The organism is Acidovorax sp. GW821-FHT10A04 (assembly GCF_059415825.1).
Genome location: NZ_JBWKNZ010000004.1, coordinates 339299 through 363300, shown reverse-complemented (window position 1 = coordinate 363300; position 24002 = coordinate 339299). Strand labels below are relative to the sequence as shown.

General features: G+C 67.1%; 23 protein-coding genes. 9 read left to right on the top strand and 14 right to left on the bottom strand.

All coding sequences use genetic code 11. The features are described 5' to 3' along the window. Positions 1-31: 31 nt before the first annotated feature. Positions 32-781: an AAA family ATPase gene (locus AC07PF_RS11885; protein WP_494611967.1), complete on the bottom strand. Its 750-nt coding sequence runs from the start codon at positions 779-781 to the stop codon at positions 32-34. 239 nt (positions 782-1020) lie between these two features. On the opposite strand from AC07PF_RS11885, the gene AC07PF_RS11880 reads away from it, so the two are divergent. Beyond that, on the top strand, positions 1021-2184 hold the full coding sequence (locus AC07PF_RS11880; protein ID WP_494611966.1) for a GGDEF domain-containing protein: 1164 nt from the start codon (positions 1021-1023) through the stop codon (positions 2182-2184). A 30-nt stretch (positions 2185-2214) separates the two neighbouring features. Here AC07PF_RS11880 and AC07PF_RS11875 read toward each other — a convergent pair whose 3' ends face one another. The 4 genes from AC07PF_RS11875 to AC07PF_RS11860 form a co-directional block, all read right to left on the bottom strand. After that, positions 2215-3489 (bottom strand): amidohydrolase family protein, encoded by a 1275-nt coding sequence (locus AC07PF_RS11875; RefSeq protein ID WP_494611965.1) that lies wholly within the window; start codon positions 3487-3489, stop codon positions 2215-2217. An 82-nt stretch (positions 3490-3571) separates the two neighbouring features. Next, the gene (locus tag AC07PF_RS11870; RefSeq protein WP_494611964.1) at positions 3572-4018 is read right to left on the bottom strand and encodes a hypothetical protein; all 447 of its coding nucleotides are present in this window, start codon (positions 4016-4018) and stop codon (positions 3572-3574) included. Beyond that, positions 4015-4938, bottom strand: a complete 924-nt coding sequence (locus tag AC07PF_RS11865) for an ABC transporter permease (protein ID WP_494611963.1) — start codon at positions 4936-4938, stop codon at positions 4015-4017. Before AC07PF_RS11865 ends, AC07PF_RS11870 begins: the two co-directional genes overlap by 4 nt. Continuing rightward, positions 4935-5996 (bottom strand): ABC transporter permease, encoded by a 1062-nt coding sequence (locus AC07PF_RS11860; RefSeq protein WP_494611962.1) that lies wholly within the window; start codon positions 5994-5996, stop codon positions 4935-4937. The genes AC07PF_RS11865 and AC07PF_RS11860 overlap by 4 nt, the downstream gene beginning before the upstream one ends. Positions 5997-6133: 137 nt before the next feature. On the opposite strand from AC07PF_RS11860, the gene AC07PF_RS11855 reads away from it, so the two are divergent. After that, a complete protein-coding gene (locus AC07PF_RS11855; protein ID WP_494611961.1) occupies positions 6134-6673 on the top strand; it encodes a hypothetical protein in 540 nt (179 codons plus the stop codon). A gap of 37 nt (positions 6674-6710) precedes the next feature. Here AC07PF_RS11855 and AC07PF_RS11850 read toward each other — a convergent pair whose 3' ends face one another. The 5 genes from AC07PF_RS11850 to AC07PF_RS11830 all read right to left on the bottom strand — a co-directional run bounded on the left by AC07PF_RS11850 (position 6711) and on the right by AC07PF_RS11830 (position 12342). Beyond that, a complete protein-coding gene (locus AC07PF_RS11850; protein ID WP_494611960.1) occupies positions 6711-8279 on the bottom strand; it encodes an ABC transporter ATP-binding protein in 1569 nt (522 codons plus the stop codon). Between the two features lie 8 nt (positions 8280-8287). After that, the gene (locus tag AC07PF_RS11845) at positions 8288-9238 is read right to left on the bottom strand and encodes a 5'-methylthioadenosine/S-adenosylhomocysteine nucleosidase (RefSeq protein ID WP_494611959.1); all 951 of its coding nucleotides are present in this window, start codon (positions 9236-9238) and stop codon (positions 8288-8290) included. Positions 9239-9332: 94 nt separating this feature from the next. Beyond that, positions 9333-10343, bottom strand: a complete 1011-nt coding sequence (locus AC07PF_RS11840; RefSeq protein WP_007858824.1) for a BMP family protein — start codon at positions 10341-10343, stop codon at positions 9333-9335. Between the two features lie 202 nt (positions 10344-10545). Then, a complete protein-coding gene (gene upp / locus AC07PF_RS11835; RefSeq protein ID WP_494607467.1) occupies positions 10546-11187 on the bottom strand; it encodes a uracil phosphoribosyltransferase in 642 nt (213 codons plus the stop codon). A gap of 180 nt (positions 11188-11367) precedes the next feature. Further along, entirely contained in the window at positions 11368-12342 is a 975-nt protein-coding gene (locus tag AC07PF_RS11830) for a threo-3-hydroxy-L-aspartate ammonia-lyase (protein WP_145696498.1), read from the bottom strand. A gap of 182 nt (positions 12343-12524) precedes the next feature. Between AC07PF_RS11830 and AC07PF_RS11825 the strand changes: the two genes are divergently transcribed. Continuing rightward, complete coding sequence (locus tag AC07PF_RS11825; protein WP_007858814.1) at positions 12525-13292, top strand: basic amino acid ABC transporter substrate-binding protein; 768 nt, start codon at positions 12525-12527, stop codon at positions 13290-13292. Between the two features lie 102 nt (positions 13293-13394). Further along, positions 13395-14165, top strand: a complete 771-nt coding sequence (locus AC07PF_RS11820) for an amino acid ABC transporter permease (protein ID WP_494611958.1) — start codon at positions 13395-13397, stop codon at positions 14163-14165. On the opposite strand, the gene AC07PF_RS11815 is transcribed toward AC07PF_RS11820, so the two are convergent. From AC07PF_RS11815 to AC07PF_RS11800, 4 genes are all read right to left on the bottom strand, one after another. Further along, entirely contained in the window at positions 14162-15013 is an 852-nt protein-coding gene (locus tag AC07PF_RS11815; RefSeq protein WP_494611957.1) for an enoyl-CoA hydratase-related protein, read from the bottom strand. The genes AC07PF_RS11820 and AC07PF_RS11815 overlap by 4 nt on opposite strands. A 105-nt stretch (positions 15014-15118) precedes the next feature. Beyond that, the gene (locus tag AC07PF_RS11810) at positions 15119-16441 is read right to left on the bottom strand and encodes a hemolysin family protein (protein ID WP_007858800.1); all 1323 of its coding nucleotides are present in this window, start codon (positions 16439-16441) and stop codon (positions 15119-15121) included. Between the two features lie 128 nt (positions 16442-16569). Then, the gene (locus tag AC07PF_RS11805; protein ID WP_494611956.1) at positions 16570-17406 is read right to left on the bottom strand and encodes a glycine-rich domain-containing protein; all 837 of its coding nucleotides are present in this window, start codon (positions 17404-17406) and stop codon (positions 16570-16572) included. Between the two features lie 223 nt (positions 17407-17629). Continuing rightward, entirely contained in the window at positions 17630-19150 is a 1521-nt protein-coding gene (locus tag AC07PF_RS11800) for a helicase HerA-like C-terminal domain-containing protein (RefSeq protein ID WP_494611955.1), read from the bottom strand. Positions 19151-19230: 80 nt separating this feature from the next. Between AC07PF_RS11800 and AC07PF_RS11795 the strand changes: the two genes are divergently transcribed. From AC07PF_RS11795 to rlmH, 5 genes are all read left to right on the top strand, one after another. Continuing rightward, positions 19231-19950: a YebC/PmpR family DNA-binding transcriptional regulator gene (locus AC07PF_RS11795; RefSeq protein ID WP_007858792.1), complete on the top strand. Its 720-nt coding sequence runs from the start codon at positions 19231-19233 to the stop codon at positions 19948-19950. Positions 19951-20031: 81 nt separating this feature from the next. Further along, a complete protein-coding gene (purD, locus tag AC07PF_RS11790; RefSeq protein ID WP_035205688.1) occupies positions 20032-21312 on the top strand; it encodes a phosphoribosylamine--glycine ligase in 1281 nt (426 codons plus the stop codon). 199 nt (positions 21313-21511) lie between these two features. Then, positions 21512-22471, top strand: a complete 960-nt coding sequence (gene hemF, locus AC07PF_RS11785) for an oxygen-dependent coproporphyrinogen oxidase (RefSeq protein ID WP_494611954.1) — start codon at positions 21512-21514, stop codon at positions 22469-22471. 182 nt (positions 22472-22653) lie between these two features. Further along, positions 22654-23478, top strand: a complete 825-nt coding sequence (gene rsfS / locus AC07PF_RS11780; RefSeq protein ID WP_494611953.1) for a ribosome silencing factor — start codon at positions 22654-22656, stop codon at positions 23476-23478. Between the two features lie 56 nt (positions 23479-23534). Next, on the top strand, positions 23535-24002 hold the full coding sequence (gene rlmH, locus AC07PF_RS11775) for a 23S rRNA (pseudouridine(1915)-N(3))-methyltransferase RlmH (RefSeq protein WP_007858784.1): 468 nt from the start codon (positions 23535-23537) through the stop codon (positions 24000-24002).

Genomic DNA, 24002 nt, shown 5'->3' with positions numbered 1-24002 from the left:
GGCGTTACGGTCTATGCCGCAGCGTCGGTACTCAGCCCCCGAGGAGCCCCTCCAGCATGCCCTCTGGGTCCATGAGAAAGTCGCGCGTCACCCGAAAGTGTTCGGTGTCCTGGTAAGCGATGGGCGCTATGCCGTCTTGGCCGCAGTGAAAGATGGTCGCGTCCGGGTAGGCCATGAGGATCGGCGAGTGCGTGGCGATGATGAACTGCGATTTCTCCTCCACCAGGTCGCGCATGCGTGCCAGCGCGGCCAGTTGGCGCCGGGGTGACAGCGCGGCTTCGGGCTCGTCCAGGATGTACAGGCCCTGGCCGCCAAAGCGCTCCGTCATCAGTGCCATGAAGGACTCGCCATCCGACTGCTCGTGCAGGGAGCGTCCGCCATAGGAGTTGATGATGGGCGGAGCCGGGCAGGGTATCTTGTCCATTTCCTCGATCTCTGTGGCTACGTTGAAGAAGCTCTCGGCGCGCAGGAAGTAGCCGTCCCTGGGCCGGCGCAGGCCCTTGGCGATGCGCAGGTACCGGTGCAGGTCGGAATGCGATGCGCGCGTGCCGAAGCTGAAGTTCTTCGATCCGCCCTCGGCGTTGAAGCCCAGCGACACGGCGATGGCCTCCAGCAGCGTCGATTTGCCCGAGCCGTTCTCGCCCACGAAGAAGTTCACGTGCGGGTGCAGGTCGATCTGCTCCAGGTCGCGAAGGACGGGCAGTGAGAACGGGTACTGGTCGAAGGACTCGACCTTGTCACGCAGCAGCGTGATCCGGCTGACGAACTGGGACGAGATCATGGCGGCAGGCAGGTAAGGGGGAGGCTGGCTGTACGGCGCGCGCCACACTTCGGGGCTGCTAGCGGGTTTCCTCGGGGCTGTGTCAGCCCTGGGTCATGGGGTAAGAGTAACATTGCCTGCATCCCAGCCTGCACGGGCCTTCCATCGCGCCCAAGAGCGCGCCTACCACCTGCCAGTCAGTTAGTCAGCCAGCTTCAGTGCACAGTCCGACACTCGTCATCCTCGCTGCCATTCTCGCAATGCTGCTCACCCTGGTGGTGTTCACCATGTGGCATTTCAACCGGAACATTCCCGGCCTGGGGTGGTGGATGCTGTCCTTCCTGTCGGCCGGGGTGTTCAGTGTGAGCCTGCTGGCGCGCGAGCACCTGCCCGAGCTGGTGTCGGTGGTCATCTCACAGTGCTGCATCTCGCTGGCGGCCTACATGTGCCTGCTGGGCAGCCGTGCCTACATGGGGCGGCCGCCGGCCTCCCATGCGTATGCGGCAGCCGCCATAGGGGCGCTGGTGCTGGCATCGGCCTACTTCACCGTGGTACAGCCCCACCTGGGCATGCGCTTCGTGTTCGCCGGGCTGGGTGCCGGTGTGTTCTTCCTGTTGACGGCGCGCACCCTGGCGCAAGGGGAGGCGCGGCTGGTGCCTGCGCGCTACCTCTTTGCGCTGGCGGCGGCTGCCCACGGCCTGTTCCTGCTGCTGCGCCCCTTGCTGTTCAGGCTGGGTGCCGGCACGGTGGAAGGCGGGATGGACGCGAGCCTGGTGGCCCGGCTGTCGCAGTTCGTTGTGCTCGAGTCGTTGATCGCGCTGGTGCTGTTCGCCTTCGGCGCGCTGATGCTGGCCAACGAATTCATCGCCAATGAACTGCGCCACCTGGCCGAGGTGGACCCGCTGACCAATGTGTTCAACCGCCGCGCCTTCCTGACGCTGCTGGACAAGGCCATGAGCAATGCCCAGCGCACCAGCGGTGCCGGCCTGCCGGTGCTGGTGATGGACCTGGACCATTTCAAGAAGGTCAATGACACCTGGGGCCACCAGTGCGGCGACGAGGTGCTGCGCCACTTCGTGCTGCTGGCCAACCGCTGCCTGCGCCGCGAGGACGTGCTGGGCCGCCTGGGGGGCGAGGAGTTCGCCATTGCCCTGCCCAACGCGGACCATGACGGTGCCCGCACCGTGGCTGAACGCCTGTGCGCCCTGGTGGCGGCGCAGCCGGCTCCCACCGAGCGCAGCGCCATTCCGATCACCGTGAGCATCGGGGTCACGCTGAGCATGCCGGGTGAAACCCCTGAGTCCGTGCTGCAGCGCGCCGATGAGGCCATGTACTTGGCCAAGAAGCGCGGTCGCAATCGGGTGGAGGTGCTCAGGGCGCCCGAGCGGGCAGTATCGGCCACGGTTGCGGTGCCTGCCCACTGACCCAGCCGCTGCTGTCGCAGCAGCCGATCTTTATTGCGCCAGGAACGCCGCGCTGTCCGGCCGGCCGGGCAGCGCCAGGCGGGCGACGGGGGCGGGGCTGCTGGAGATCTTCTTTCCGCGCCGGTACACCGCCAGCCGCGTGGACCGCAGGCGAATGGCCTCGACCGGGTTGCGCGCGTGCAGCAGCACGAAGTCGGCGTGGCAGCCGGCCGCCAGGCCATAGCTTTCCAGCCCCAGCAGTTGGGCCGGGTTGGTGGTGACCGCCTCGAAGCACTGGCGCATGGCGGCCTGGCTGGTCATCTGCGCCACATGCAGGCCCATGTGGGCCGCCTCCAGCATGTCGGCGCTGCCGCCACCGTACCAGGGGTCCATCACGCAGTCGTGGCCAAAGGCCACGGTGAGGCCCGCCGCCATCAGCTCGGGCACGCGCGTCATGCCGCGGCGCTTGGGGTAGGTGTCGTGGCGGCCTTGCAGGGTGATGTTGATCAGCGGGTTGGCGACCACGCCCAGCTGCGCCTCGGCCATCAGCGGGATGAGCTTGCTCACGTAGTAGTTGTCCATGCTGTGCATCGACGTGAGGTGCGAGCCCGCCACACGGCCGTGCAGGCCCAGGCGGTGGGTTTCGTGCGCAAGGGTCTCCACATGGCGCGAGAGCGGGTCGTCCGACTCGTCGCAGTGCATGTCCACGCGCTTGCCCAGCTGGGCGGCCAGCTCGCACAGGATCTTCACGCTTTCGGCCCCCTGGGCCATGGTGCGCTCGAAGTGCGGGATACCGCCCACCACGTCCACGCCCAGCTCGAGCGCGCGTGTCAGGTTGTCCAGCCCGCCGGGCGAGCGCAGCACCCCATCCTGCGGAAAGGCCACGAGCTGCAGGTCGAGGTAGGGCGCCACGCGCTGCTTCACGTCGAGCAGGGCGCGCACGGGCAGCAAGCTCGGGTCGCTGGTGTCCACATGCGAGCGGATGGCCAGCAGGCCCTGGGCCACGGCCCAGTCGCAGTATTGCAGGGCGCGCTGCACGATGGCCTCGTGCGTGAGCTGGGGCTTGAGCTCGCCCCACAGCGCAATGCCTTCGAGCAGGGTGCCGCTCTGGTTCACGCGCGGCTGGCCGTAGCTGAGCGTGGAATCCATGTGGAAATGGGCGTCCACGAACGGCGGGCTCAGCAGCAGGCCGCCGGCATCCACCGTTTCGTGCGCGGGGGCTGCGAGGCCCTCTGTCACTTCGGTGATGCGGCCATCCTGCACGGCCACGGACATGTGGGTGCGGCCGTCGGGCAGGGTGGCGTTGTGGATCAGCAGGTCGAGCATGGTGGTGCAGGGCGTTGTTCGTGTTCGGCGCGGGTGGGGGTATTTTGTCGCGGATTCGTGCCTGGATCCCGTTCCTGGTGGTTCAGCGCCCGGGGTGCGCGGTGTAGCGGTACACCCCAGGCCGATGGCCGGCGTCGATGGCAATGCTGCGCAGCTTTTCTTCATGCCCCGAGCTGGCCCGCGCCGTGATGCGGATGCCGGTGCGCGTGGCGTGGCAGGCGATGCGGGTCAGCGCGATCTCCGCATGGTCGTTGTTGAGTTCGCGGATGCCCTGGGTATGGACTGCCTGCAGAGTGCCATGGTCATCGCGCTGCATCCACTGCAGGTACAGGAAGGACTGCGCGTACTGCGTGCCATGCACGATGCGGTAGACGCCTTCGTTCTTGCGCACAGGCCATTGGCCGCAGACCTGCACCCAATCCACCGCGTCGGCAGTGGCAAAGCGTTCGTAGGGCACATCCATGCCCAGGGCGTGGGCCGAGGGGGCGCACGCCAGCGCCAGTGCAGCCAGCGCGATCGCTGTTTTCACCGCTCGCCCTTGCGGTAGGGCTTCATCAGCGCCTGCGGATACGCGGCCTTGCGCGCCACCAGCACCAAAGCCAGGATGGACAGCAGGTAGGGCAGCATCAGGTAGACCTGGTAGGGCAGCCAGGCATCGCCGGCCTGCTGCAAGCGCAGCTGGAGGGCGTCGAAGAACGCGAAGAGCAGGGCGCCCAGCAGCGCCTTGCCGGGCCGCCACGAGGCGAACACCACCAGCGCCACGCAGATCCAGCCGCGCCCGTTGACCATGTTGAAGAAAAAGGCGTTGAAGGCCGACAGCGTGAGGAAGGACCCCGCCACCCCCATCAGCGCCGACCCGGCCACGATGGCGCCGGTGCGCGTGGCCGCGACCGACAGGCCCTGGCCTTCGGCGGCCTGTGGGTTCTCGCCCACCATGCGCACGGCCAGGCCCAGCGGGGTGCGCATGAGCACCCAGGCCAGCAGCGGCACCAGGGCCAGTGCCAGCAAGGTGAGCGGCGTCTGGGCCGAGAGGATGGGAATGCCCAGCCATTCCATGGGCGCAAACGGCTCGATGGTGGGCGGTGTGTTCACCTTGGGAAAGCCCACGCGGTAGCCGTAGTAGCTCAGCGCCGTGGCCAGGAGCGTGATGCCCAGGCCCGAGACATGCTGCGACAGCGCCAGCCCCACCGTGAGCCAGGCATGCAGCAGCCCGAACACCGCGCCCGTGAACGCCGCCACCAGCACCCCGGTCCACAGGCCGTAGCCGGCATACACCGCGAGCCAGCCCGTGAAAGCGCCCGCGACCATGATGCCTTCGATGCCCAGGTTGAGCACGCCGGCGCGCTCGCACAGCAACACCCCGAGCGTGCCCAGGATGAGCGGCGTGGCCACGCGCAACGTGGCGATCCAGAAGGCCGGGTTGGCCAGGATGTCGAGCAGCTCGGTCATTTCCACTTCACCCGGTACTGTGTGAGGAGCGTTGCAACCAGTACGGCGATCAGCGAGGTGGCCACGATCACGTCGGCGATGTAGGTGGGTACGCCCACGGCGCGGCTCATGCTGTCGGCCCCCACCAGCACGCCGGCCACGAAGGTGCCGGCTGCTATCACGCCCAGCGGATGCAGCCCGGCCAGCATGGCGATCACGATGCCGCTGTAGCCATAGCCCGGCGACATGTCCAGCGTGACGTAGCCGGTGCGGCCCGCCACCTCGATGGCACCGGCCAGCCCTGCCAGCCCGCCCGAGAGCAGGGCCACCAGCACCACGGTGCGGGTGATGGGCACGCCGGCAAAGGCGGCAGCGCGCGCATTGGCACCGGCCGCGCGGATGTCGAAGCCTGGCACCGTGCGCCGCAGGATCGCCCAGAGGATGAGGGCGAGCCCGATGGCCCACAGTAGGCCCGTGTGCAGGCGCGTCTGTGGCACCAGCTTGGACAGCTCCAGATCGCCTTGTAGCGCGACGCTCTGTGGCCAGCCCATGGAGAGCGGGTCCTTCATGGGCCCGTCGAGCAGGGCGGAGACCAGCAGCAGGGTGATGAAGTTGAGCAGCAGCGTGGTCACCACCTCGTCCACTCCCAGGCGCGATTTCATCAGCGCCGGGCCCAGCAGCAGCAGGGCCCCGGCCAGGGCCGCCGCCAGCATCATCAGCGGGAACAGCAGCCAGGGCGACCATTCCAGCCCCGTGCCCCCATGCAGGCCGCCCACGGCCACGGCGGCCAGCGCGCCGGCGTACAGCTGCCCCTCGGCCCCGATGTTGAACAGCCGCGCGCGGAAGGCCACGGCCGCGGCCAGTCCGGTCAGGATCAGCGGCGTGGCGCGCGTGAGCGTTTCGGTCAGCGCGAAGACCGAGCCGAAGGCCCCCTGCAGCAGCAGCCCGTAGGTGCGGCCCACGGGCGCGCCGGCCCACAGCACCAGCAGGCCGCTGATGAGCAGGGTGAACACCACGGCGCCCACCGGCGCCGCCACGTAGGCGGCGGGGGAGATGTGGTTGCGTTTCTCAAGCCGCATGGGTCATCAGCGTGTGGAGGAGGGTGGGGTGCATCGGATTACCATGTGCAGAGCGGAGGCAGGGCCTGCAGCGCGCGGGGCCGCCAAAAAAAGAGAGGGGACGCATGAACAACCCGGTCCGGAGATGGTTTGGATGCATGGCTGTGGCATTCGCGCGTGGCGCAGCCATGCTGCTGTGTGGCGCTCTGATGCTGCCTTGTGCCGGGGCGGGCGCACAGCCCGGCGCGGCGCCGGCAACGGCTGCTTCGGCCGCCGCGTTGGACCTGCCACTCAAGAACGAAGCGGAATACACGGCCGAGCTCAATGCCGAGCTCCAGGCGGCCCACGAAGACCGGGAGCGGCGCAGGGAGCGGGCACGGTGGATTTCCGCGGTGACGCTGTCGTGCCTGGTGGCCGGCCTTGTCGCATTGGCCTGGTGGGCGCTGCGCAGCCGCCAGCCCCGGGCGGTGCGATGGAGCCGCCTGGCGCTCTGGACGCCCTGCCTGCTGCTTGCCAGCGCCTGGTTCTTCCCCTGGTCGCTGTATGCGGCCGCGGTATTTGCACCGGCCTTTCCGGTCGTGTGGTGGAGGAGGGCGCTGCCCTGGTGGGAGCTGGGCGTGGCATCGGTGCTGTACCTGCCAGCCCTGGTGTTCACCTGGTTTGTCTTCAGGACCTTGGCTGCCATGGGCGCCGGGTAAGGGGGGGTTGGGCGCTGCTGCATCGGCGCCTGCACTGTCACGGAGCCTCCTCCCCAGCTTTGACCGCCCCTGCCATGGCCAGCCCGATGGCCTCGCGGCTCCAGGCTTCGGCCGGCTGGGTGGGGGTGAGGTGCCCCTCGTGCATCACCGCCACGCGGTCGCCCAGGGCCAGCACTTCGTCGAGGTCGTCCGAGATCAGCAGCACGGCCGCGCCGCCGTCGCGGGCGTTGATGAGTTGCTGCTGCACGAAGGTAACGGCGCCGATATCAAGGCCCCAGGTGGGCTGGTGCGCCACGATGAGGCGCGGGGCCGGCGCGCTTTGCTGGGCATCATAGGGCGGCAGAAGGGCGCGGCCCAGGATGAGCTTTTGCATGTTGCCGCCCGAGAGCGAGCGCGCCGGGGTGTCGGGCCCGCCGCCGCGCACGTCGAAGGTTTCGGCCACGCGCTGGGCATGCTGGCGTGCCGCGCCGCGCTTGACCCAGAAGGCCCGGAACCAGCGGTGGGCGAACCAGTGGCTGCGCAGGCGCTCGGACACGGCGTTCTCCCACACCGGCAGGTCGCCCACCACACCCACGGCATGGCGGTCCTCGGGGATGCGGGCCACGCCCTGGTGCACGACCCAGGCTGGCTTGGCCTGCAGCGGTGCGCCGAGCAGCGTCACCTGGCCGGCCGTGGCAGCGCGCACGCCGCACAGCACATCGGCCAGCGCCACCTGGCCATTGCCCGAGACACCGGCAATGGCGACGATCTCGCCCGCATTCAGGGTGAGCGACACGCCCTGCAGCCGGTCGCGCCCGGTGGCGGCGGTGGACACGTCGGCCAGCGTGCACACCGGTGCGCCCACGCTTTTGGCGGGCCGGCGTTCGCTGACCTCGATGGCGTGGCCCACCATCCACTGCGCGAGCTGGCCTTGCGTGGTGCCCTGCGCGGGCGCCTCGGCCACGAGCTTGCCCTGGCGCAGCACGGCCACGCGGTGCGACACGCGCAGCACCTCGGCCAGCTTGTGGCTGATGAAGATGATGGACAGACCCTCGGCCACCATCTGCGACAGGGTGTGGAACAGCGCCTCGCTCTCCTGCGGGGTAAGCACGGCGGTGGGCTCGTCCAGGATCAGGATGCGTGCCCCGCGGTACAGGGCCTTGAGGATCTCGACCCGCTGGCGTTCTCCCACCGAGAGGCTGCCCACCCGCGCATCGGGCTGCACTGGCAGGCCGAACCGGGCGGACACGGCGAGCAGCTTTTCGCGCGCGGCGCTGCGGCGCGAGAAGGGCTGCCACAGCGGTTCGCTGCCCAGCAGCACGTTGTCCAGCACGGTGAGGTTGTCGGCCAGCGTGAAGTGCTGGTGCACCATGCCGATGCCGGCGGCCAGTGCCGCGCGCGGCTGGCCCGGGGGCAGGGGCTGGCCAAAGACCTCGATGCGGCCCTCGTCGGCCACATAGTGGCCGAACAGGATGGACATCAGCGTGGACTTGCCCGCGCCGTTCTCGCCCAGCAGGGCCAGCACCTCGCCGCGCGCCAGCGTGAGGCCGATGCCGTCATTGGCCACCAGCTTGCCGAAGCGCTTGGTGATGCCAGTGAGGCGAAGAACGGTTTCGGACGAGTCCATGGAACGTGCTACTTCCACGCGGCCAGAAAGGCCTGAAGGACCTTGGCCGAGTTGGCGGCCGCCAGGTGCATGAAGGTGTCCATTTCGTTGGCACCGTCGCCGCCGCCTGCCAGGTCGCTCAGCGAGCGGAAGGCGATGTAGGGCACGCCGTTGCTGTGCGCCACCATGGCCGTGGCAGCAGTCTCCATGTCGAGCACATTGGCCTCGAAGGTCTTGAACGCGTATTCGCGGAAGGCCTTGTTGTCCACGAAGGCCTGGCCCGAGACGCCGTTGCCGCCCACGACCATGCGCGGGCGCTCCTTCAGGCAGTGGCTGGCGTGGCAGTGTTCCAGGGGTACGGTGGCCAGGCCGCTGGCCACGGCCAGCATGCGCGGGTCGGCCTCGAACCAGAATTTCTGCGTGAGTTTCGGATTGGCGGCCGAGCGCACCTCCACCGGGCGCGGATGCATCATGCCGAAGGCGGGCAGGGTGAGTTCGGCCTGCATCCAGCCTGGCGCCGAGTACTTTCCAGGCTGGTCCTCGCGCGCCATGAGCCATTCCAGGTACTGGCCCCAGCGCGCGGGCACGGTCACATCGCCGATGTGGAGGCCCGGGTTCACGCCGCCGGCAATGCCGGAGAAGACGATGTGGCTCACGTTGAAACGGTCCAGCACCAGTTGCGTGTTCATGGCCGCATTCGTCATGCTGATGCCCGAGAGGAACACCACCACGGGCTTGCCCTGCAGCGTGCCGGTGGTGAATTCCACGCCATTCACGCTGTGCTTGACCGGCTGCTGCACCTGGGGCAGCAGCACGGTGAGCTCGGGCGCAAAGGCCGAGATCACGGCGATGCGCGGCGTGCTGTCAAGGCGCGTGCCCTGGACTGCGGGGCTGAATGCGCAGCCCGCCAGGGCACCGGCCAGGGCCAGCGTGCCGAGCAGTTGTGCGATGCGACGGGGGAGCAATGCGGTGAACGTCATGGGCAACAGGGTAAGCGATGGACAGTACCAATGAAAAGGGCCACCGCAGTGAAGTAGGTGGCCCCGAATGGCGCACGCAAGCGCCGCCTGCAGCTTACTTGGCCGTGGACTTGGGTTGGCTGTCGTCCACCTTCACGGTGAATTTGCCGGCGAGGATCTCGGCCTCCCTGGCCTTGACCTTGGCCACGATGTCGGCCGGCACCTTCTTCTCGAAGGTGCCCAGGGGCGCGAGTTCCGAGCCCTTGTGCTTCATCATCGAATACGGGCCGTAGTCCTCGGGCGTGAACTTGCCTTCCTTGACCAGCTTGAGCGCGCGGTCGATGCTGGGCTCCATGTGCCACAGGGCCGATGCGACCACCGTGTCGGGGTACTTGTCCTGGGTGTTGATCACGTTGCCGATGGCGAGCTTGCCCTTTTCCTTGGCAGCATCGCTCACGCCGAAGCGCTCGGCGTAGAGCACGTCGGCACCCTTGTCGATCATGGCGAAGGTGGCTTCCTTGGCCTTTGGTGGGTCGAACCAGCTGTTGATGAAGCTCACGGTGAACTCCACCTTGGGGTTCACTTCCTTGGCACCGGCCATGAAGGCGTGCATCAGGCGGTTCACCTCGGGGATGGGGAAGCCGCCCACCATGCCGATCTTGTTGCTCTTGGTCATGCCGCCGGCGACCATGCCCGACAGGTAGGCCGGCTCCTGGATGTAGTTGTCGAACACGCTGAAGTTGGGCGCCTGCGGCTTGCCCGAGGAGCCGAGCAGGAACGAGGTCTTGGGGAAGTCCTTGGCCACCTTGCGGGCGGCGGCTTCCACCGCGAAGGCCTCGCCCACGATGAGCTGGTTGCCGCCGGTGGCGTACTCGCGCATCACGCGCTCGTAGTCGGCGTTGGTCACGTTCTCGCTGGACTTGTACTCGATCTCGCCGCGTGCCTCGGCCGCCTTGAGGGCCTTGTGGATGCGGCTGACCCACTGCTGCTCGTAGGGCACCGTGTAGATCGCCGCCACCTTGGTCTTGGCCTGCGCCATCGCGGCGCCGGGCGCCAGGCCGATCATGGCCGACAGTGCCAGGGAGGTGGAGAACAGGTGGCCGGTGAAGATGCGGCGTGAGGTCATGAGGTTATTCCTTCTTCGGATGGAGGACGGGCGATCGGATCTGGCGTTGTCTCAAGCAATTAGTGCGCCAATGGATGGCAGGCGCTGGCATGCAGTCTGCCAGAAGAAAGCCACCAGTTGGTAAAAATTCGCACCGGCTTGGGGCGTAAAAAAGCCGCCCAAGGACTGGGTCCCTGCGGCGGCTGTTCGATCTGGCCCGCTCTTACTTGGTGCCAAAGATCCGGTCGCCGGCATCACCCAGGCCCGGCAGGATGTAGCCATGGTCGTTGAGCTCGCGGTCGATGGCGGCGGTGAAGATCGGCACGTCCGGGTGCGCCTTCTGCAGCGTGGCCACACCCTCGGGCGCGGCCAGCAGGCAGACGAACTTGATGGAACGCGGGTTGAGCTTCTTGAGCCGGTCCACGCAGGCGGCGGCCGAGTTGCCGGTTGCCAGCATGGGGTCGACCACGATGATGTCGCGTTCGTCCATCTCGGACGGCATCTTGAAGTAGTACTCCACCGGCTGCAGCGTGGCCGGGTCGCGGTACAGGCCGATGTGGCCCACGCGCGCGCCAGGCACCACATTGAGCATGCCGTCGAGAAAACCGTTGCCCGCGCGCAGGATGGAGACCAGCACCAGCTTCTTGCCGTCGATTACCTGGCTGGTCATGGTCTCCAGCGGGGTCTCGATCTCGATGTCCTGCAGCGGCATGTCGCGCGTGACCTCGTAGGCCATGAGCGTGCTCAGCTCGCCCAGCAGGCGGCGAAAGCTGTTGGTGCTGGCGTCCTTCCTGCGCATCAGCGTGAGCTTGTGCTGGACGAGGGGGTGCTTGATAACGGTGACGTTGGTGGTAGCGGGGCTCATGGCGCGGCCTTTGTTATGTGGCGGTGAATGTGAATGGCGGTGACGGTATTTTGACGTCCCTTTGAGCCTGCGGGCGTGGAAACTGGCAAGGCCACATGCCAGAGACCCCGTGGAGCCGGCTTTGCCGGGCCACTGGAGGCGCCACCTGAGGGGGAGGCGACGCAGTCGCTTCGGGGGGAGTCAATCCGCCAGAAAGCGCGCGTACCTTGCCATGTCCACGTTGCCCCCGCTGATGAGGATGCCGACCTTTGCGCCGTGCACGTCCACGCTGCCGTGGCGTGCACCGGCAAAGGCCAGGGCGCCCGTGGGTTCCACCACCAGCTTCATGCGCTCGGCAAAGAAGCGCATGGCCTCGACCAGTTGCTCGTCGGTGGCGGTGACGATGTCTTCCGCCAGGCGCTGGATAATGGGGAAGGGGATCTGCCCGAGCGATCGGGCCTGTGCGCCGTCGGCAATGGTGTGCGGCGTGGGGATCTGCACCAGCTGTCCGCTGCGCAGCGATTGCTGGCCGTCGTTGCCGGCCTCGGGCTCCACGCCGACCACGCGGCAGCTCGGCGCCAGGGCCTCGGCGGCCAGCAGGCTGCCGGCGAGCAGGCCGCCGCCGCCCACGCAGACGAAGAGGTAGTCCAGGTCGGGTACCTCCTCCAGGAATTCCTTGGCGGCCGTGCCCTCGCCGGCGATCACGTGGGGGTGGTCGAAGGGCGGCACCAGTGTCATGCCGCGCTCCTGGGCCAGCCTCTGGCTGATGGCCTCGCGGTCCTCGGTGTAGCGGTCGTAGGTGACGACCTGGGCGCCGTACTCGCGCGTGGCGGCCATCTTGGTCGTTGGCGCGTCCTCGGGCATCACGATCAGGGCCGGCATGTCCAGCAGCCGGGCCGACAGCGCGATCGCCTGCGCATGGTTGCCGGCCGAGAAGGCCAGCACGCCGCGTTCGCGCTGTTCGTCGCTGAACTGCGAGAGGGTGTTGTAGGCCCCGCGGAACTTGAACGAACCCGTGCGCTGCTGGTTTTCGCACTTGAAGAACACCTGGGTGCCCAGCAGCGCGTCGGCCATGTTCGAGCGCAGCACGTGCGTGCGGTGGGCCACGCCAGCGAGCCGCTGTGCGGCAGAAACAACATCCGCGTAGGTGGGCGGGGCAAGGCTGGCGTTGCTCATAGTGGAATCTTTCAGGGATGAATGGGCTCAACTATTCCACCCATCATAAAACTGCCTGACTATTGGCCACAGGGGGCGCGCAAGGCCCAAAAACAGGGCGTGCACCGCTATGAATATTGATGCCTGTGCCCCTGGGGCATGGATATACTGCCCTTTTTCCCGACTTTCCCCAAGAGCCCACCATGTCCATTTCCCGCCGCATTGCCACCCTGGGCCTCGGCCTGGCCGCCTCGTTCGGTGTCTCCCTGGCTGCCCACGCGCAGGCCCGCGAGCTCACCGTGGCCTCCAGCGCGACCTATGCACCGTTCGCGTTCGAGAACAAGGACAAGCAGATCGTCGGCTTCGACATCGACATCATCAACGCCATCGCCAAGCACCAGAACCTCAAGATCAAGGTCGTGAACACGCCCTGGAGCGGTATCTTCGCGGCACTGAACAATGGCGACGTGGACCTGGTGATCTCGGGCGTGACCATCAACGACAAGCGCCGCCAGAGCTACGACTTCTCGGCCCCGTACTTTGCGGCCCACCAGCTCATCGCCGTGCCCAAGAACAGCACCGTGGCCTCGCTCAAGGACCTGGCGGGCAAGAAGATCGCCGTGGTGAACGCCTCCACGGCCGACGACGTGGCCTCGCGCGAATTCGGCAAGACCAGTGCCAACATCCGCCGCTTCGAGAGCACGCCGCTCATCATCTCCGAGCTGGCCGGCGGCGGCGTGGATGCCGCCATCGGCGACAACGGCGTGATCGCCTACCGCGTGAGCCAGAATGCAGCGCTCAAGACGGTGGAAGACCCTTCCTTCCCCGAAGAAGGTTTCGGCATCGTTGTCAAGAAGGGCGACAAGGCCCTGCAGGACAAGCTGAACGCCGGCCTGGCTGCGGTGCGTGCCGACGGCAGCTATGGCGAGATCTACAAGAAGTGGTTCGCAAAAGAGTACAAGGCCCGCTGAGGCCGGTTCTGGCTTGAGTCACTTGCAGCGGCCGCCAGCGGCCGCTTTTTTGTTTTCTGAAGGGTGGCCGCGTGTGCGGCCGTGAAAGAGGGGAGACGACACATGGAACAACCCGAATTGTGGTTTGGCTGGTTCCGGCCAGACATCCTGGTGGAGTACCGCGAGCTGTTCTTCAAGGGCGCGTGGATGACCCTGTGCATGACGGTGGTCTGCGTGCTGATGGGCGGCACCTGGGGCCTGGTGCTGGCCCTGGCGCGGCTGGCGCAGGCGCGCCATGCGCCGTGGAACTGGGTGTGCCGCTTTCTGCTGCGCTGGCCGTCCACGGTGTACGTGAGCTTTTTCCGCGGCACGCCGCTGTTCGTGCAGATTTTGCTCATGCACTTCGCGGTGATGCCGCTGTTCATCCACCCGGTATCGGGCCTGCTGGTGGACGGCGACCTGGCGCGCACGCTCAAGCAGGAGCATGGCGCGCTGATCTCGGGCATCGCGGCGCTCACGCTGAACTCTGCCGCGTACATCTCGGAGGTGTTCCGCGCGGGCATCCAGTCGATCTCGCGCGGCCAGTCCGACGCCGGGCGCTCGCTGGGCCTCACCCCCATGCAGGTGCTGCGCTACGTGGTGCTGCCCCAGGCCTTCAGGCGCATGCTGCCACCGCTGGGCAACAACATGATCGCGCTGCTCAAGGACACCTCGCTGGTCTCGGCCATCGGCCTGGCCGAGATGGCCTACGCCGCGCGCACCGTGGCGGGCGCCTATGCGCGCTACTGGGAGCCGTACCTGGCCATCTCGCTGGCCTACTGGTGCATGACGCTGGCCCTGACCACCCTGCTGCGCCGGCTGGAGCACCACATGGCGCGCAGCGACCGGGGTTAGCCCAGCTCCGAGAAACGCTGCAGCGGGGTGAGGGCAGGGAAGTCCCCCGCGCGCTTTTGCTTCATCGCTGTGACCGACTCCTGCACGTGGCGGTTGCTCCAGATCGCGCCCTGCAGCCAGCCCATCTGGCGCAGGCTGTCTTCCACCGAGTGGTCGCGCGCATAGTTCACGGCCTGCTTGGTGCCCCAGATGGCCACCGGCGGCTTGCTGGCGATCTCCTGAGCGCACTGCAGGGCTGCGGCCACCATCGCCTCCTGCGTGTCGAAGACCTCGTTGACCAGGCCGTAACCCAGCGCTTTCTGGGCGGGCATGCGCCGGCCGGTGTAGGCCAGCTCCTTGACCACGCCCAGCGGCACCAGCTTGGGCAGGCGCTGCAGGGTGCCCACGTCGGCCACCATGCCGATGTTGATTTCCTGGATGCAGAAGAAGGCGTCGGCCGTGGCGTAGCGGATGCAGGCCGCCGTCACCATGTCCACTGCACCGCCGATGCAGCCGCCGTGGATGGCCATGATCACCGGAATGCGCAGCTCCTCCAGCCGGGTGAAGGTGCGCTGCATGTCGGTCAGCAGGTCGAAGATGGCGGCGCGCCCCTCGGGGCTCTGGTCGTCCATGGTGATGGCACCGCCGAAGGTCTCCAGCGCCATGCCCGCGCTGAAGTGCTTGCCGGTGCTGCTGATGACCAGGGCCCGCGCCGCGCCCGCCTGGTGCAGGTGCACCAGCACCGCATCCAGCTCGCGCCAGAACGTCGGGTGCATGGTGTTCATGGCCTCGGGCCGGTTCATCACCAGGTGGGCCACATGGCCGGTGGTGGTCAGGGAAAAGCAGGTGAGGGTGGGAGCAGTGTTCATGGGCGAACACTGTAGGCCGCACGCCCGCGCCGCCATCGTCGCGTGGGTGACTATGCGCGGGTTTTGCCCGAGCCCGCCCCGTGGCAGGTGGGGCAGGGCGGGGGCTCAGCCGTCGGTGGTTTCCGTGGCGTCGGCAATCTCGGGCACGGGCAGGCGGCTGGCCAGGATCTTGTCGATGGTCTTGCCGTCCATGTCCACCACCTCGAGCTTCCAGCCTTCCCATTCCACGGTGTCGGTCACCTTGGGCAGGCGGCCGGTCAGCAGCATGATCATGCCGCTCAGGGTGTGGTAGCGTCCGCGCTCTTCCTCGGGCACGGCGTCCAGGTTCAGCCGGTCCTTGAGTTCGGGCACGGGGATGTGGCCGTCCAGCAGCCAGCTGCCGTCCTCGCGCTGCAGCGCCCACGAGGTCTCGGGGTCGCGTGGCTGGAATTCGCCGGTGATCGCCTCGATCAGATCCTGCAGCGTGACAATGCCCTGCACCTCGCCGTACTCGTCGATCACGAAGGCCATGTGCACGTCCGACAGGCGGAAGTTGTCGAGCAGCTCCATGCCGGTGATGGTCTCGGGCACGTACAGCGCCGTCTGCAGCGGCTGGTCGGAGAGGCTGTGCGCCTTGTCGCGGATGGTGCGCGAGAGCCACTGGCGCGCGTTGAGCACACCGCGGATGTTGTCCATGCCGCCGCGCACCACCGGGAAGCGGGCGTGGTCCGATTCCTCGATGCGCTTGAGGTTCTCCTCGAACGTGAGGTCCAGGTCCAGGCAGACCACGTCGCCGCGCGGCACCATCAGCGAGCCGATCTGGCGGTCGTCCAGGCGGAACACGTTGCGCACCATGGTGTGCTCGTGCGATTCGATCACGCCGGCGGTCGTGCCTTCGACCAGCATGGCGTGGATCTCTTCCTCGGTCACCGGGCTGCCGCTGGTCTCCTTCACGCCCAACAGGCGCAGCAGCGTGCGCGTGGAGGTGGACAGCAGGATGACGAAGGGCTTGGTCGCCACCGCCAGGAAATTGATGGGGCGCGAGACCAGGCGTGCAAAGGTTTCGGGGTGCGACTGGCCGATGCGCTTGGGCACGAGTTCGCCCACGACGATGGAGAAGTAGGTGATCAGCACCACCACCAGGCCCGTGGCGGCATAGCCACCATAGGGGGCGGGCACGCCCAGCGCCGCCAGCCAGGCGGCCAGGGGGGCTGCCAGGGCGGCTTCGCCCACGATACCGTTGAGCACGCCGATCGACGTGATGCCGATCTGGATGGTGGAGAGAAAGCGGGTGGGGTCTTCGCCCAGCTTCACGGCGGCGGCGGCGCCGCTATCGCCCTCATCAATCAGCTTTTGCAGCCGTGCCCTGCGTGCAGTGACCAGAGCGATCTCTGACATGGCGAACAGCCCGTTCAAAAGGATGAGGGCGAACAGTATTGCGATTTCCATAGACAGGGGACACACGGTCCCCTTGAAGTTCAGAAGCTGTCCATTGTAGGGGTGTGGTTATTGCCGTGGTCCCAAACGGCTATTGGGGCCGCACTTCTCGTCAGTTGCCGGTCAGAACCAGCGGGCCTTCAGTCGCCCCCGCCACCACCGCAACCCCCGCCCCCGCAACTGCCCCCATCGCTCCCGCCATCGCTGGAACTGTCACTGCTGCTACTGCTGCTGGAGTGGTCGGCCCCGCCGAAGTCACTCGAGCTGCCGCTGTGGCTGCCGTCGGCAAAACTGGTGCCGCAGTAGGTGCCGCTGGCATCGCCGCCCGCAGCGTTCTTGGCCAAGATGCTGCTGCAGTCGGCCACGTAGGTGAAGCCGCCGGCGATCGCCATCTTGGCGTCCAGCGCAAACAGCAGGGGCAGCCGGCTCGGGGCCTTGGGGTTGATGGCCTCGTCCTTGCAGGCCCAGAACCAGGCGCGGCGCAGGCCGTCGTTGTTCTTGGCCTTGGCACCCAGGGCTTCGGCAGGGGTGTGGTGCAGGAAGAAGCCCAGCGCGTTGTGGCACCAGGTCTTGTAGGCCTGGGTGTGCAGGATGAATTCGTGCCACAGCGCATCCACCGCCTTCGACGGCATGGCCACGAACTGCTTGCGGCTGCGCATGCAGGCCATGAAGAACTGGCGCAGCCCGCGCTCCACGAGCTCGCAGTCCTTCTGGGACAGGTGCGGGTAGGCTTCGCGCAGCTTGCGCTTGAGGTAGGCGGGCAGGCGCGCCTCGCGGATATAGCGCTCGCGCACCGTGCGTGTCCATTGCACCAAGATGGCGGTGACCACCACCGTGCACACCAAATAGGCGGCCCAGCGCCAGTTGGGCCGCAGCAGCCCCGCGAAGGCCGCCACGCCGGCCAGCACCCACACTGCAATCGCCAGTTGCACCACGTTGCCGCCGTAGCGCACCAGCAGCCTGTCGATCTTGCCCATCGGTTTCCCCCTTTGTTGTATGTCTGTTTTCCGGGGTTGTACCTCTTTTTCGAGGCTATGGGATGGCTTTTATCGATCCGTTGCCAGGTTTCACCCGCTTGAATCTGGCGTGGCCCAGGCCAGTGCCCCCGCGCAAGGGTCGCCCCGCCGCGCAGGCGGCGTATCCAGCGCTTGCGCTGGGGGCGTCCCCTTCAAGGGGGAAGGCGCGAAGCGACTCAGGGGGTTACCTTTTCCTGCCACCGAAGACGCTGCCCAGCACGCCGCGCAGGATTTCCTTGCCCAGCGTGGTGCCCATGGTGCGCACGGCGGACTTGGCCATGGTCTGTGCCAGCCCATCGCGCTTGCCGCCGCGCGGGCCGGTGGAGCCAAAGAGCACGTCGTTGAGGCCACCGAGCAGGCCGCCGCCTTCCTCGGCAGGTGCCGCCACGGCGCCGCCCTTGCCGGCAGGGGCCTGGGCGGTGCCCGCATCGGCCGTGCGGCCCTTGAGCTTTTCGTAGGCCGATTCGCGGTCCACCACCTTTTCGTACACGCCCGCCACCAGCGAGCCGGCCATCAGCGCCTGGCGCTGCTGCGGCGTGATGGGCCCGAGCTGGCTGCCCGGCGGCAGCACGAACACGCGCTCGGTCACGCTGGGACGGCCCTTGGCGTCGAGAAAGCTGATCAGCGCCTCGCCCACGGCCAGTTCGGTGATGGCGGTCTCGATATCCAGGCCCGGCTTTTGCCGCATGGTCGTGGCCGTGGCCTTCACGGCCTTCTGGTCGCGCGGGGTGAAGGCGCGCAGCGCATGCTGCACGCGGTTGCCCAGCTGGGCGAGCACGCTGTCGGGGATATCCAGCGGGTTCTGCGTCACGAAATACACGCCCACACCCTTGGAGCGCACCAAGCGCACCACCAGCTCGATGCGCTCGACCAGCACCTTGGGCGCCTCGTTGAACAACAGGTGGGCCTCGTCGAAGAAGAACACCAGCTTGGGTTGCTCGGGGTCGCCGATCTCGGGCAACTGCTCGAACAGCTCGGACAGCATCCACAAGAGGAAAGTCGCGTACAGGCGCGGCGAATTCATGAGCTTGTCGGCCGCCAGGATGTTGATTACGCCATGGCCGTCCACCGTCTGCATGAAATCCTGGATGTTGAGCATGGGCTCGCCGAAGAACTGCGTGCCGCCCTGCTGCTCGATCTGCAGCAGCCCGCGCTGGATGGCGCCCACGCTGGCGGCGCTCACGTTGCCGTACTCGGTCGTGAATTCCTTGCTGTTGTCACCCACATACTGCAGCATGGCGCGCAGGTCCTTGAGGTCGAGCAGCAGCATGCCGTTGTCGTCGGCGATCTTGAACACCAGGTTGAGCACGCCCAATTGCGTCTCATTGAGGTTGAGCATGCGCCCCAGCAGCAGCGGCCCCATGTCCGACACCGTGGCGCGCACCGGGTGGCCCTGCTCGCCGAACACGTCCCACAGCGTCGTCGGGCAGGCCAGCGGGGCGGGCAGCTCCAGGCCGCGCTCCTTGAGCGTGGCGGCCAGCTTGTCACCGATCTTGCCGGGCTGGCTGGCGCCCGTGAGGTCGCCCTTGACGTCGGCCATGACCACCGGCACGCCGATGCGCGAGAAATTCTCGGCCAGCGTCTGCAGCGTCACCGTCTTGCCGGTGCCCGTGGCCCCGGTGATCAGCCCGTGGCGGTTGGCCAGCCCCGGGAGCAGGTGGCATTCGGTGGTGTCGTGCTTGGCTATCAGAAGTGGTTCGGCCATTTCGGGTTTCCTCGGGGATGCTGGGTTCGGCAAAAGTAAAATCGCGTGCAGTAGATTAAATCAAGACCAAAGGACTTCCCGTGGCAGGACACAGTAAATGGGCGAATATCCAGCACCGCAAGGGGCGGCAGGATGAAAAACGCGGCAAGATCTGGACCCGCATCATTCGCGAAATCACCGTGGCGGCCCGTGCGGGCGGCGGGGACCTGTCTGCCAACCCCCGCCTGCGCCTGGCGGTGGACAAGGCCAAGGCGGCCAACATGCCGGCCGACCGCATCAAGTACAACATCGACAAGGCCACGGGCAACGCCGAAGGCCTGACCTACGAGGAAATCCGCTACGAAGGCTATGGCATCGGTGGCGTGGCCATCATGATCGACACCATGACCGACAACCGCGTGCGCACGGTCGCCGAAGTGCGCCATGCCTTCAGCAAGCACGGCGGCAGCATGGGCACCGAGGGTTCGGTGGTGTTCCAGTTCAAGCACTGCGGCCAGCTGATCTTCGCGCCCGGTACCGACGAGGACAAGGTCATGGAGGTGGCGCTGGAGGCCGGCGCCGAGGATGTGCTGACCGATGAGGACGGTGCCATCGAGGTGCTGACCGCACCGGCCGACTTCGAGGCCGTGAAGAACGCCCTGGAGGCCGCCGGCCTGGCGCCGGAGGTGTCCGAAGTCACCATGCGCGCCGAAAACACCATCGAGCTGGAGGGTGACGACGCTGTGCGGATGCAAAAATTGCTCGATATCCTGGAAGACCTGGACGATGCCCAGGAGATCTACCACAACGCTGCGCTCTGAGACGCTGCCACGATTGAATTCACAACATTGTCTCTGTAACGGTGCCTTGCACCCCCTGGAGACAGGTTCTAATAGGCCAGTATGAAGGTTCTTGTAATTGGTGGCGGCGGCCGTGAACACGCAATGGCCTGGAAACTGAGCCAGTCTCCCAAGGTCACGAAGGTGTATGTGGCGCCCGGCAACGGGGGCACGGCCTTGAACTCCAAGCTGGAGAACGTGGCCATCACCGACGTGCGCGAGCTGCGCATCTGGGCGCAGGCCGAGAAGATCGCCCTGGCCGTCGTGGGCCCCGAGGCCCCGCTGGCCGCCGGCGTGGTCGATGAATTCCGCGCGCACGGCCTGCGCGTGTTCGGCCCCACGCAGGCGGCCGCGCAGCTCGAAAGCTCCAAGGCCTTCTCCAAGGCCTTCATGCGCCGCCACGGCATCCCCACGGCGGACTACGACACCTTCACCGACCCGGTGGCAGCCCACGCCTTCGTGGACCGCCTGGGCGCGCCCATCGTGATCAAGGCCGACGGCCTGGCAGCCGGCAAGGGCGTGGTCGTGGCCATGACGCTGAAAGAGGCGCACGATGCCGTCGATTTCATGCTGGTGGACAACAAGTACGGCGTGACCCACAACGAAGGCGGTGCCCGGGTGGTGATCGAGGCCTTCCTCGAAGGCGAGGAAGCCTCCTTCATCGTGCTGTGCGATGGCAAGAACGTGCTGGCCCTGGCCACCAGCCAGGACCACAAGCGCCTGAAGGACGGCGACGAAGGCCCCAACACCGGTGGCATGGGCGCCTATTCGCCCGCGCCCGTGGTCACGGCCGACGTGCATGCCCGCGCCATGCGCGAGATCATCCTGCCGACCATCCGCGGCATGGAAAAGGACGGCATTCCCTACACCGGCTTCCTGTACGCGGGCCTGATGATCGACGCCAAGGGCCAGCCCAAGACGCTCGAGTTCAACTGCCGCATGGGCGACCCCGAGACCCAGCCCATCCTGATGCGCCTGAAAAGCGACCTGGCCGACGTGCTGGGCGCCGGCGTGGACGGCAAGCTCGACCAGATCGAGCTGCAGTGGGACCGCCGCACCGCGCTGGGCGTGGTGATGGCTGCCCACGGCTACCCCGAGAACCCGCGCAAGGGCGACGTGATCACCGGCCTGCCGGCCGATGCGGACGATGCCGTGGCCTTCCATGCGGGCACGGCCCTCAAGGATGGTGTGGTCAGCGTGACGGGTGGCCGCGTGCTGTGCGTGACGGTGCTGGCCGACAGCGTCAAGCAGGCGCAGCAGCGCGCCTACGATGTGGCGCGGGGCATCCAGTTCGACGGCGCCCAGTACCGCCGCGACATCGGCTTTCGCGCCGTCAAGGCCTAAGAAGGTGTGAACGAACCCGCCATGCCCGCTCATGCCGCCAAAACACGCGCGCTCGTCGTTGCAAATGCTCGCCATAGCCCGAGCTATGGCTGTGCTTTGCGCCTAGATCGCACGCGTTTTGGCGGCCTGCTCGGACACGCCGGGTCCCTTCACACCTTCTGAGCGCACACCCATGCATATGACTGCCGGATCTGGGTTGATGCCCACGGATCTCCCTCTGAATGCCGCCGACACGGTGGCGCGGGTGCGCAGCTACCTGCAGGGACTGCAGTTGCGCATCACCGATGCGCTGGAGGCGGTGGAAGGCGAGGGCGGGGCCCGCTTCCTGGCCGATGCCTGGCGCAAGGAGCCCGGCGAGACCCTGCAGGGCGATGGCGTGACGCGCATCCTCGAGGGCGGCCGCGTGTTCGAGCGCGCAGGCTGCGGTTTCTCGCATGTGCGCGGGCCGCTGCTGCCGCCATCGGCCACCCAGCACCGGCCCGAGCTGGCGGGTGCGCCGTTCGAGGCCATGGGCGTGTCGCTGGTGTTCCACCCGCGCAATCCCTATGTGCCCACGGTACACATGAACGTGCGCATGATCGCCGCAGGCCACCCCGGGCAGCACCCGACCTGCTGGTTCGGCGGGGGCATGGACCTCACGCCGTACTACGGCTTCGAGGAGGATGCGGTGCATTTTCACCGCAGCTGCCGCGATGCGCTCGCGCCCTTTGGCGATGACAAATACCCGCGCTTCAAGCAGTGGTGCGATGAATACTTCTTTCTCAAGCACCGCAATGAGCAGCGCGGCGTGGGTGGCGTGTTCTTCGACGACTTCTCCGAGTTGGGCTTCGAGCAGAGCCTGGCCATGACGCAGTCGGTGGGCGATGCCTTCCTGTCCGCCTACCTGCCCATCGTCGAGAAGCGCCGGGGCATGCCCCATGGCGAGCGCGAGCGCGACTTTCAGCTCTACCGCCGCGGCCGCTATGTCGAGTTCAACCTGGTGTGGGACCGGGGCACGCATTTCGGCCTGCAATCGGGAGGGCGCACCGAGTCCATCCTGCTGTCCATGCCGCCGCTGGTGTCCTGGTCCTACCAGCGCCAGGAGGGCGCCGGTTCGCCTGAAGCAGCGCTGGCCGAGCGCTTCCTGGTGCGGCGCGACTGGCTTGCGGATACCGTCTGAAACGGCCGCTGTTCGCAAAAAGCTATAATTTCAATAGCTGCCCGCGCTTTTGGCGCCAGCAGCGAAGGGTTCCAACACCCTTTACCGCCTGAGCGCCACCGCGCAACACCCGAGGCCCAGCCCACTGGCTGCACGCCCGGTTGCGCGCTATATTGATTCCATTCCTTATAAATCACCGCCTGATGACCACATCCACCAAATCGGAAACCGCCGCCAAGAAAGACGTCACCAAACTCCAGCGCGCCATCGTCGATGGCCTGGAAGACGTCAAGGCGCAAGACATCCAGGTCTTCAACACCGAGCATCTCTCGCCGCTGTTTGAACGGGTCATCGTGGCATCGGGTACTTCCAACCGCCAGACCAAGGCGCTGGCCGCCAGCGTGCGCGACGCGGTGAAGGAAGCCGGGTTTTCCAAGCCCCGCATCGAAGGCGAGGACAACGGCGAATGGATCATCGTGGACTGCGGCGCCGCCGTGGCGCACATCATGCAGCCCGCCATCCGCCAGTACTACCGTCTGGAAGAACTCTGGGGCGAGGTGCCCGTGCGCATGAAGCTGGGTGCGGCCAAGCCGGCATCGTCGGCAGCCACCGAGCTGGCCGAGAAGAAGTCGGCGCAGAAGGCTGCGAAGTCCGATGCCAAATCCGCCGCCAAGAGCGGTATCTCGGCCCGCCCCGCGGCCAAGAAGGCGGCAGCACCTGCCAAGTCGTCTGCCCGCCCCGCCGCCAAGTCTGCGGCCAAGCCGGCAGCCAAGGCCCCTGCCAAGGCACCGAGCCGCGCCCCCGCAAAGACCGGCACGGCCTCCAAGGCCGCACCGGCCAAGTCCGCCGTGAAGACCAGCCCTGCAGCCAAGAAGCCCGCTGCCACCAAGGCCCCGATCAAGACCATCGTGGTCAAACCATCGGTGCCGCGCAGCAAGGCCAATGCCGAGGCCGCCAAGCCCGCTTCGCGCGGTGGTGCGCGGCCAGCCGCCAAGGCCCCCGCCAAAAGGGCGCCGGGCCGCAAGTGAGGCGATGGAGGCGGGTTCCGGCCCGTCTCCCGCAATCTCCTGGCGCCTGAATTGCCATGAAACTGCTGATCGTGGCCGTGGGCCAGCGCGTGCCCGATTGGGCGCAGACCGCCTACGACGACTATGCCAAGCGCTTCCCGCCCGAGCTCAAGGTCGAGCTCAAGGCAGTGAAGACCGAGCCGCGCGGCTCCAAGACCCTGGAGACCTTGTACGCCGCTGAGCGTGAACGCATCGAGGCCGCCATCCCGCGCGGTACCCGCGTGGTCGCGCTCGACGAGCGTGGCACGAACCTCACCACCAAGGCCCTGGCCGAGCGGCTCAAGGGCTGGCAATTGGGCGGGGACGACGTGGCCCTGGTCATCGGCGGGCCCGACGGGCTCGACCCGGCCTTTCGCCAGGCGGCGCACGAGCGCATCCGCCTGTCTGACCTGACCCTGCCGCACGCCATGGTGCGGGTGCTGCTCATCGAGCAGCTGTACCGCGCCTGGTCGGTGAACGCCGGCCATCCGTACCACCGCGAGTAG

What these genes read in the sequence shown, in the direction of transcription:
- AC07PF_RS11885 (WP_494611967.1), bottom strand. Translation starts at nt 781, where the DNA reads ATGATCTCGTCCCAGTTCGTCAGCCGGATCACGCTGCTGCGTGACAAG.
- AC07PF_RS11880 (WP_494611966.1), top strand. Translation starts at nt 1,021, where the DNA reads ATGCTGCTCACCCTGGTGGTGTTCACCATGTGGCATTTCAACCGGAAC.
- AC07PF_RS11875 (WP_494611965.1), bottom strand. Translation starts at nt 3,489, where the DNA reads ATGCTCGACCTGCTGATCCACAACGCCACCCTGCCCGACGGCCGCACC.
- AC07PF_RS11865 (WP_494611963.1), bottom strand. Translation starts at nt 4,938, where the DNA reads ATGACCGAGCTGCTCGACATCCTGGCCAACCCGGCCTTCTGGATCGCC.
- AC07PF_RS11860 (WP_494611962.1), bottom strand. Translation starts at nt 5,996, where the DNA reads ATGCGGCTTGAGAAACGCAACCACATCTCCCCCGCCGCCTACGTGGCG.
- AC07PF_RS11855 (WP_494611961.1), top strand. Translation starts at nt 6,134, where the DNA reads ATGGCTGTGGCATTCGCGCGTGGCGCAGCCATGCTGCTGTGTGGCGCT.
- AC07PF_RS11850 (WP_494611960.1), bottom strand. Translation starts at nt 8,279, where the DNA reads ATGGACTCGTCCGAAACCGTTCTTCGCCTCACTGGCATCACCAAGCGC.
- AC07PF_RS11845 (WP_494611959.1), bottom strand. Translation starts at nt 9,238, where the DNA reads ATGACGTTCACCGCATTGCTCCCCCGTCGCATCGCACAACTGCTCGGC.
- AC07PF_RS11840 (WP_007858824.1), bottom strand. Translation starts at nt 10,343, where the DNA reads ATGACCTCACGCCGCATCTTCACCGGCCACCTGTTCTCCACCTCCCTG.
- upp (WP_494607467.1), bottom strand. Translation starts at nt 11,187, where the DNA reads ATGAGCCCCGCTACCACCAACGTCACCGTTATCAAGCACCCCCTCGTC.
- AC07PF_RS11830 (WP_145696498.1), bottom strand. Translation starts at nt 12,342, where the DNA reads ATGAGCAACGCCAGCCTTGCCCCGCCCACCTACGCGGATGTTGTTTCT.
- AC07PF_RS11825 (WP_007858814.1), top strand. Translation starts at nt 12,525, where the DNA reads ATGTCCATTTCCCGCCGCATTGCCACCCTGGGCCTCGGCCTGGCCGCC.
- AC07PF_RS11820 (WP_494611958.1), top strand. Translation starts at nt 13,395, where the DNA reads ATGGAACAACCCGAATTGTGGTTTGGCTGGTTCCGGCCAGACATCCTG.
- AC07PF_RS11815 (WP_494611957.1), bottom strand. Translation starts at nt 15,013, where the DNA reads ATGAACACTGCTCCCACCCTCACCTGCTTTTCCCTGACCACCACCGGC.
- AC07PF_RS11810 (WP_007858800.1), bottom strand. Translation starts at nt 16,441, where the DNA reads ATGGAAATCGCAATACTGTTCGCCCTCATCCTTTTGAACGGGCTGTTC.
- AC07PF_RS11805 (WP_494611956.1), bottom strand. Translation starts at nt 17,406, where the DNA reads ATGGGCAAGATCGACAGGCTGCTGGTGCGCTACGGCGGCAACGTGGTG.
- AC07PF_RS11800 (WP_494611955.1), bottom strand. Translation starts at nt 19,150, where the DNA reads ATGGCCGAACCACTTCTGATAGCCAAGCACGACACCACCGAATGCCAC.
- purD (WP_035205688.1), top strand. Translation starts at nt 20,032, where the DNA reads ATGAAGGTTCTTGTAATTGGTGGCGGCGGCCGTGAACACGCAATGGCC.
- hemF (WP_494611954.1), top strand. Translation starts at nt 21,512, where the DNA reads ATGCCCACGGATCTCCCTCTGAATGCCGCCGACACGGTGGCGCGGGTG.
- rsfS (WP_494611953.1), top strand. Translation starts at nt 22,654, where the DNA reads ATGACCACATCCACCAAATCGGAAACCGCCGCCAAGAAAGACGTCACC.
- rlmH (WP_007858784.1), top strand. Translation starts at nt 23,535, where the DNA reads ATGAAACTGCTGATCGTGGCCGTGGGCCAGCGCGTGCCCGATTGGGCG.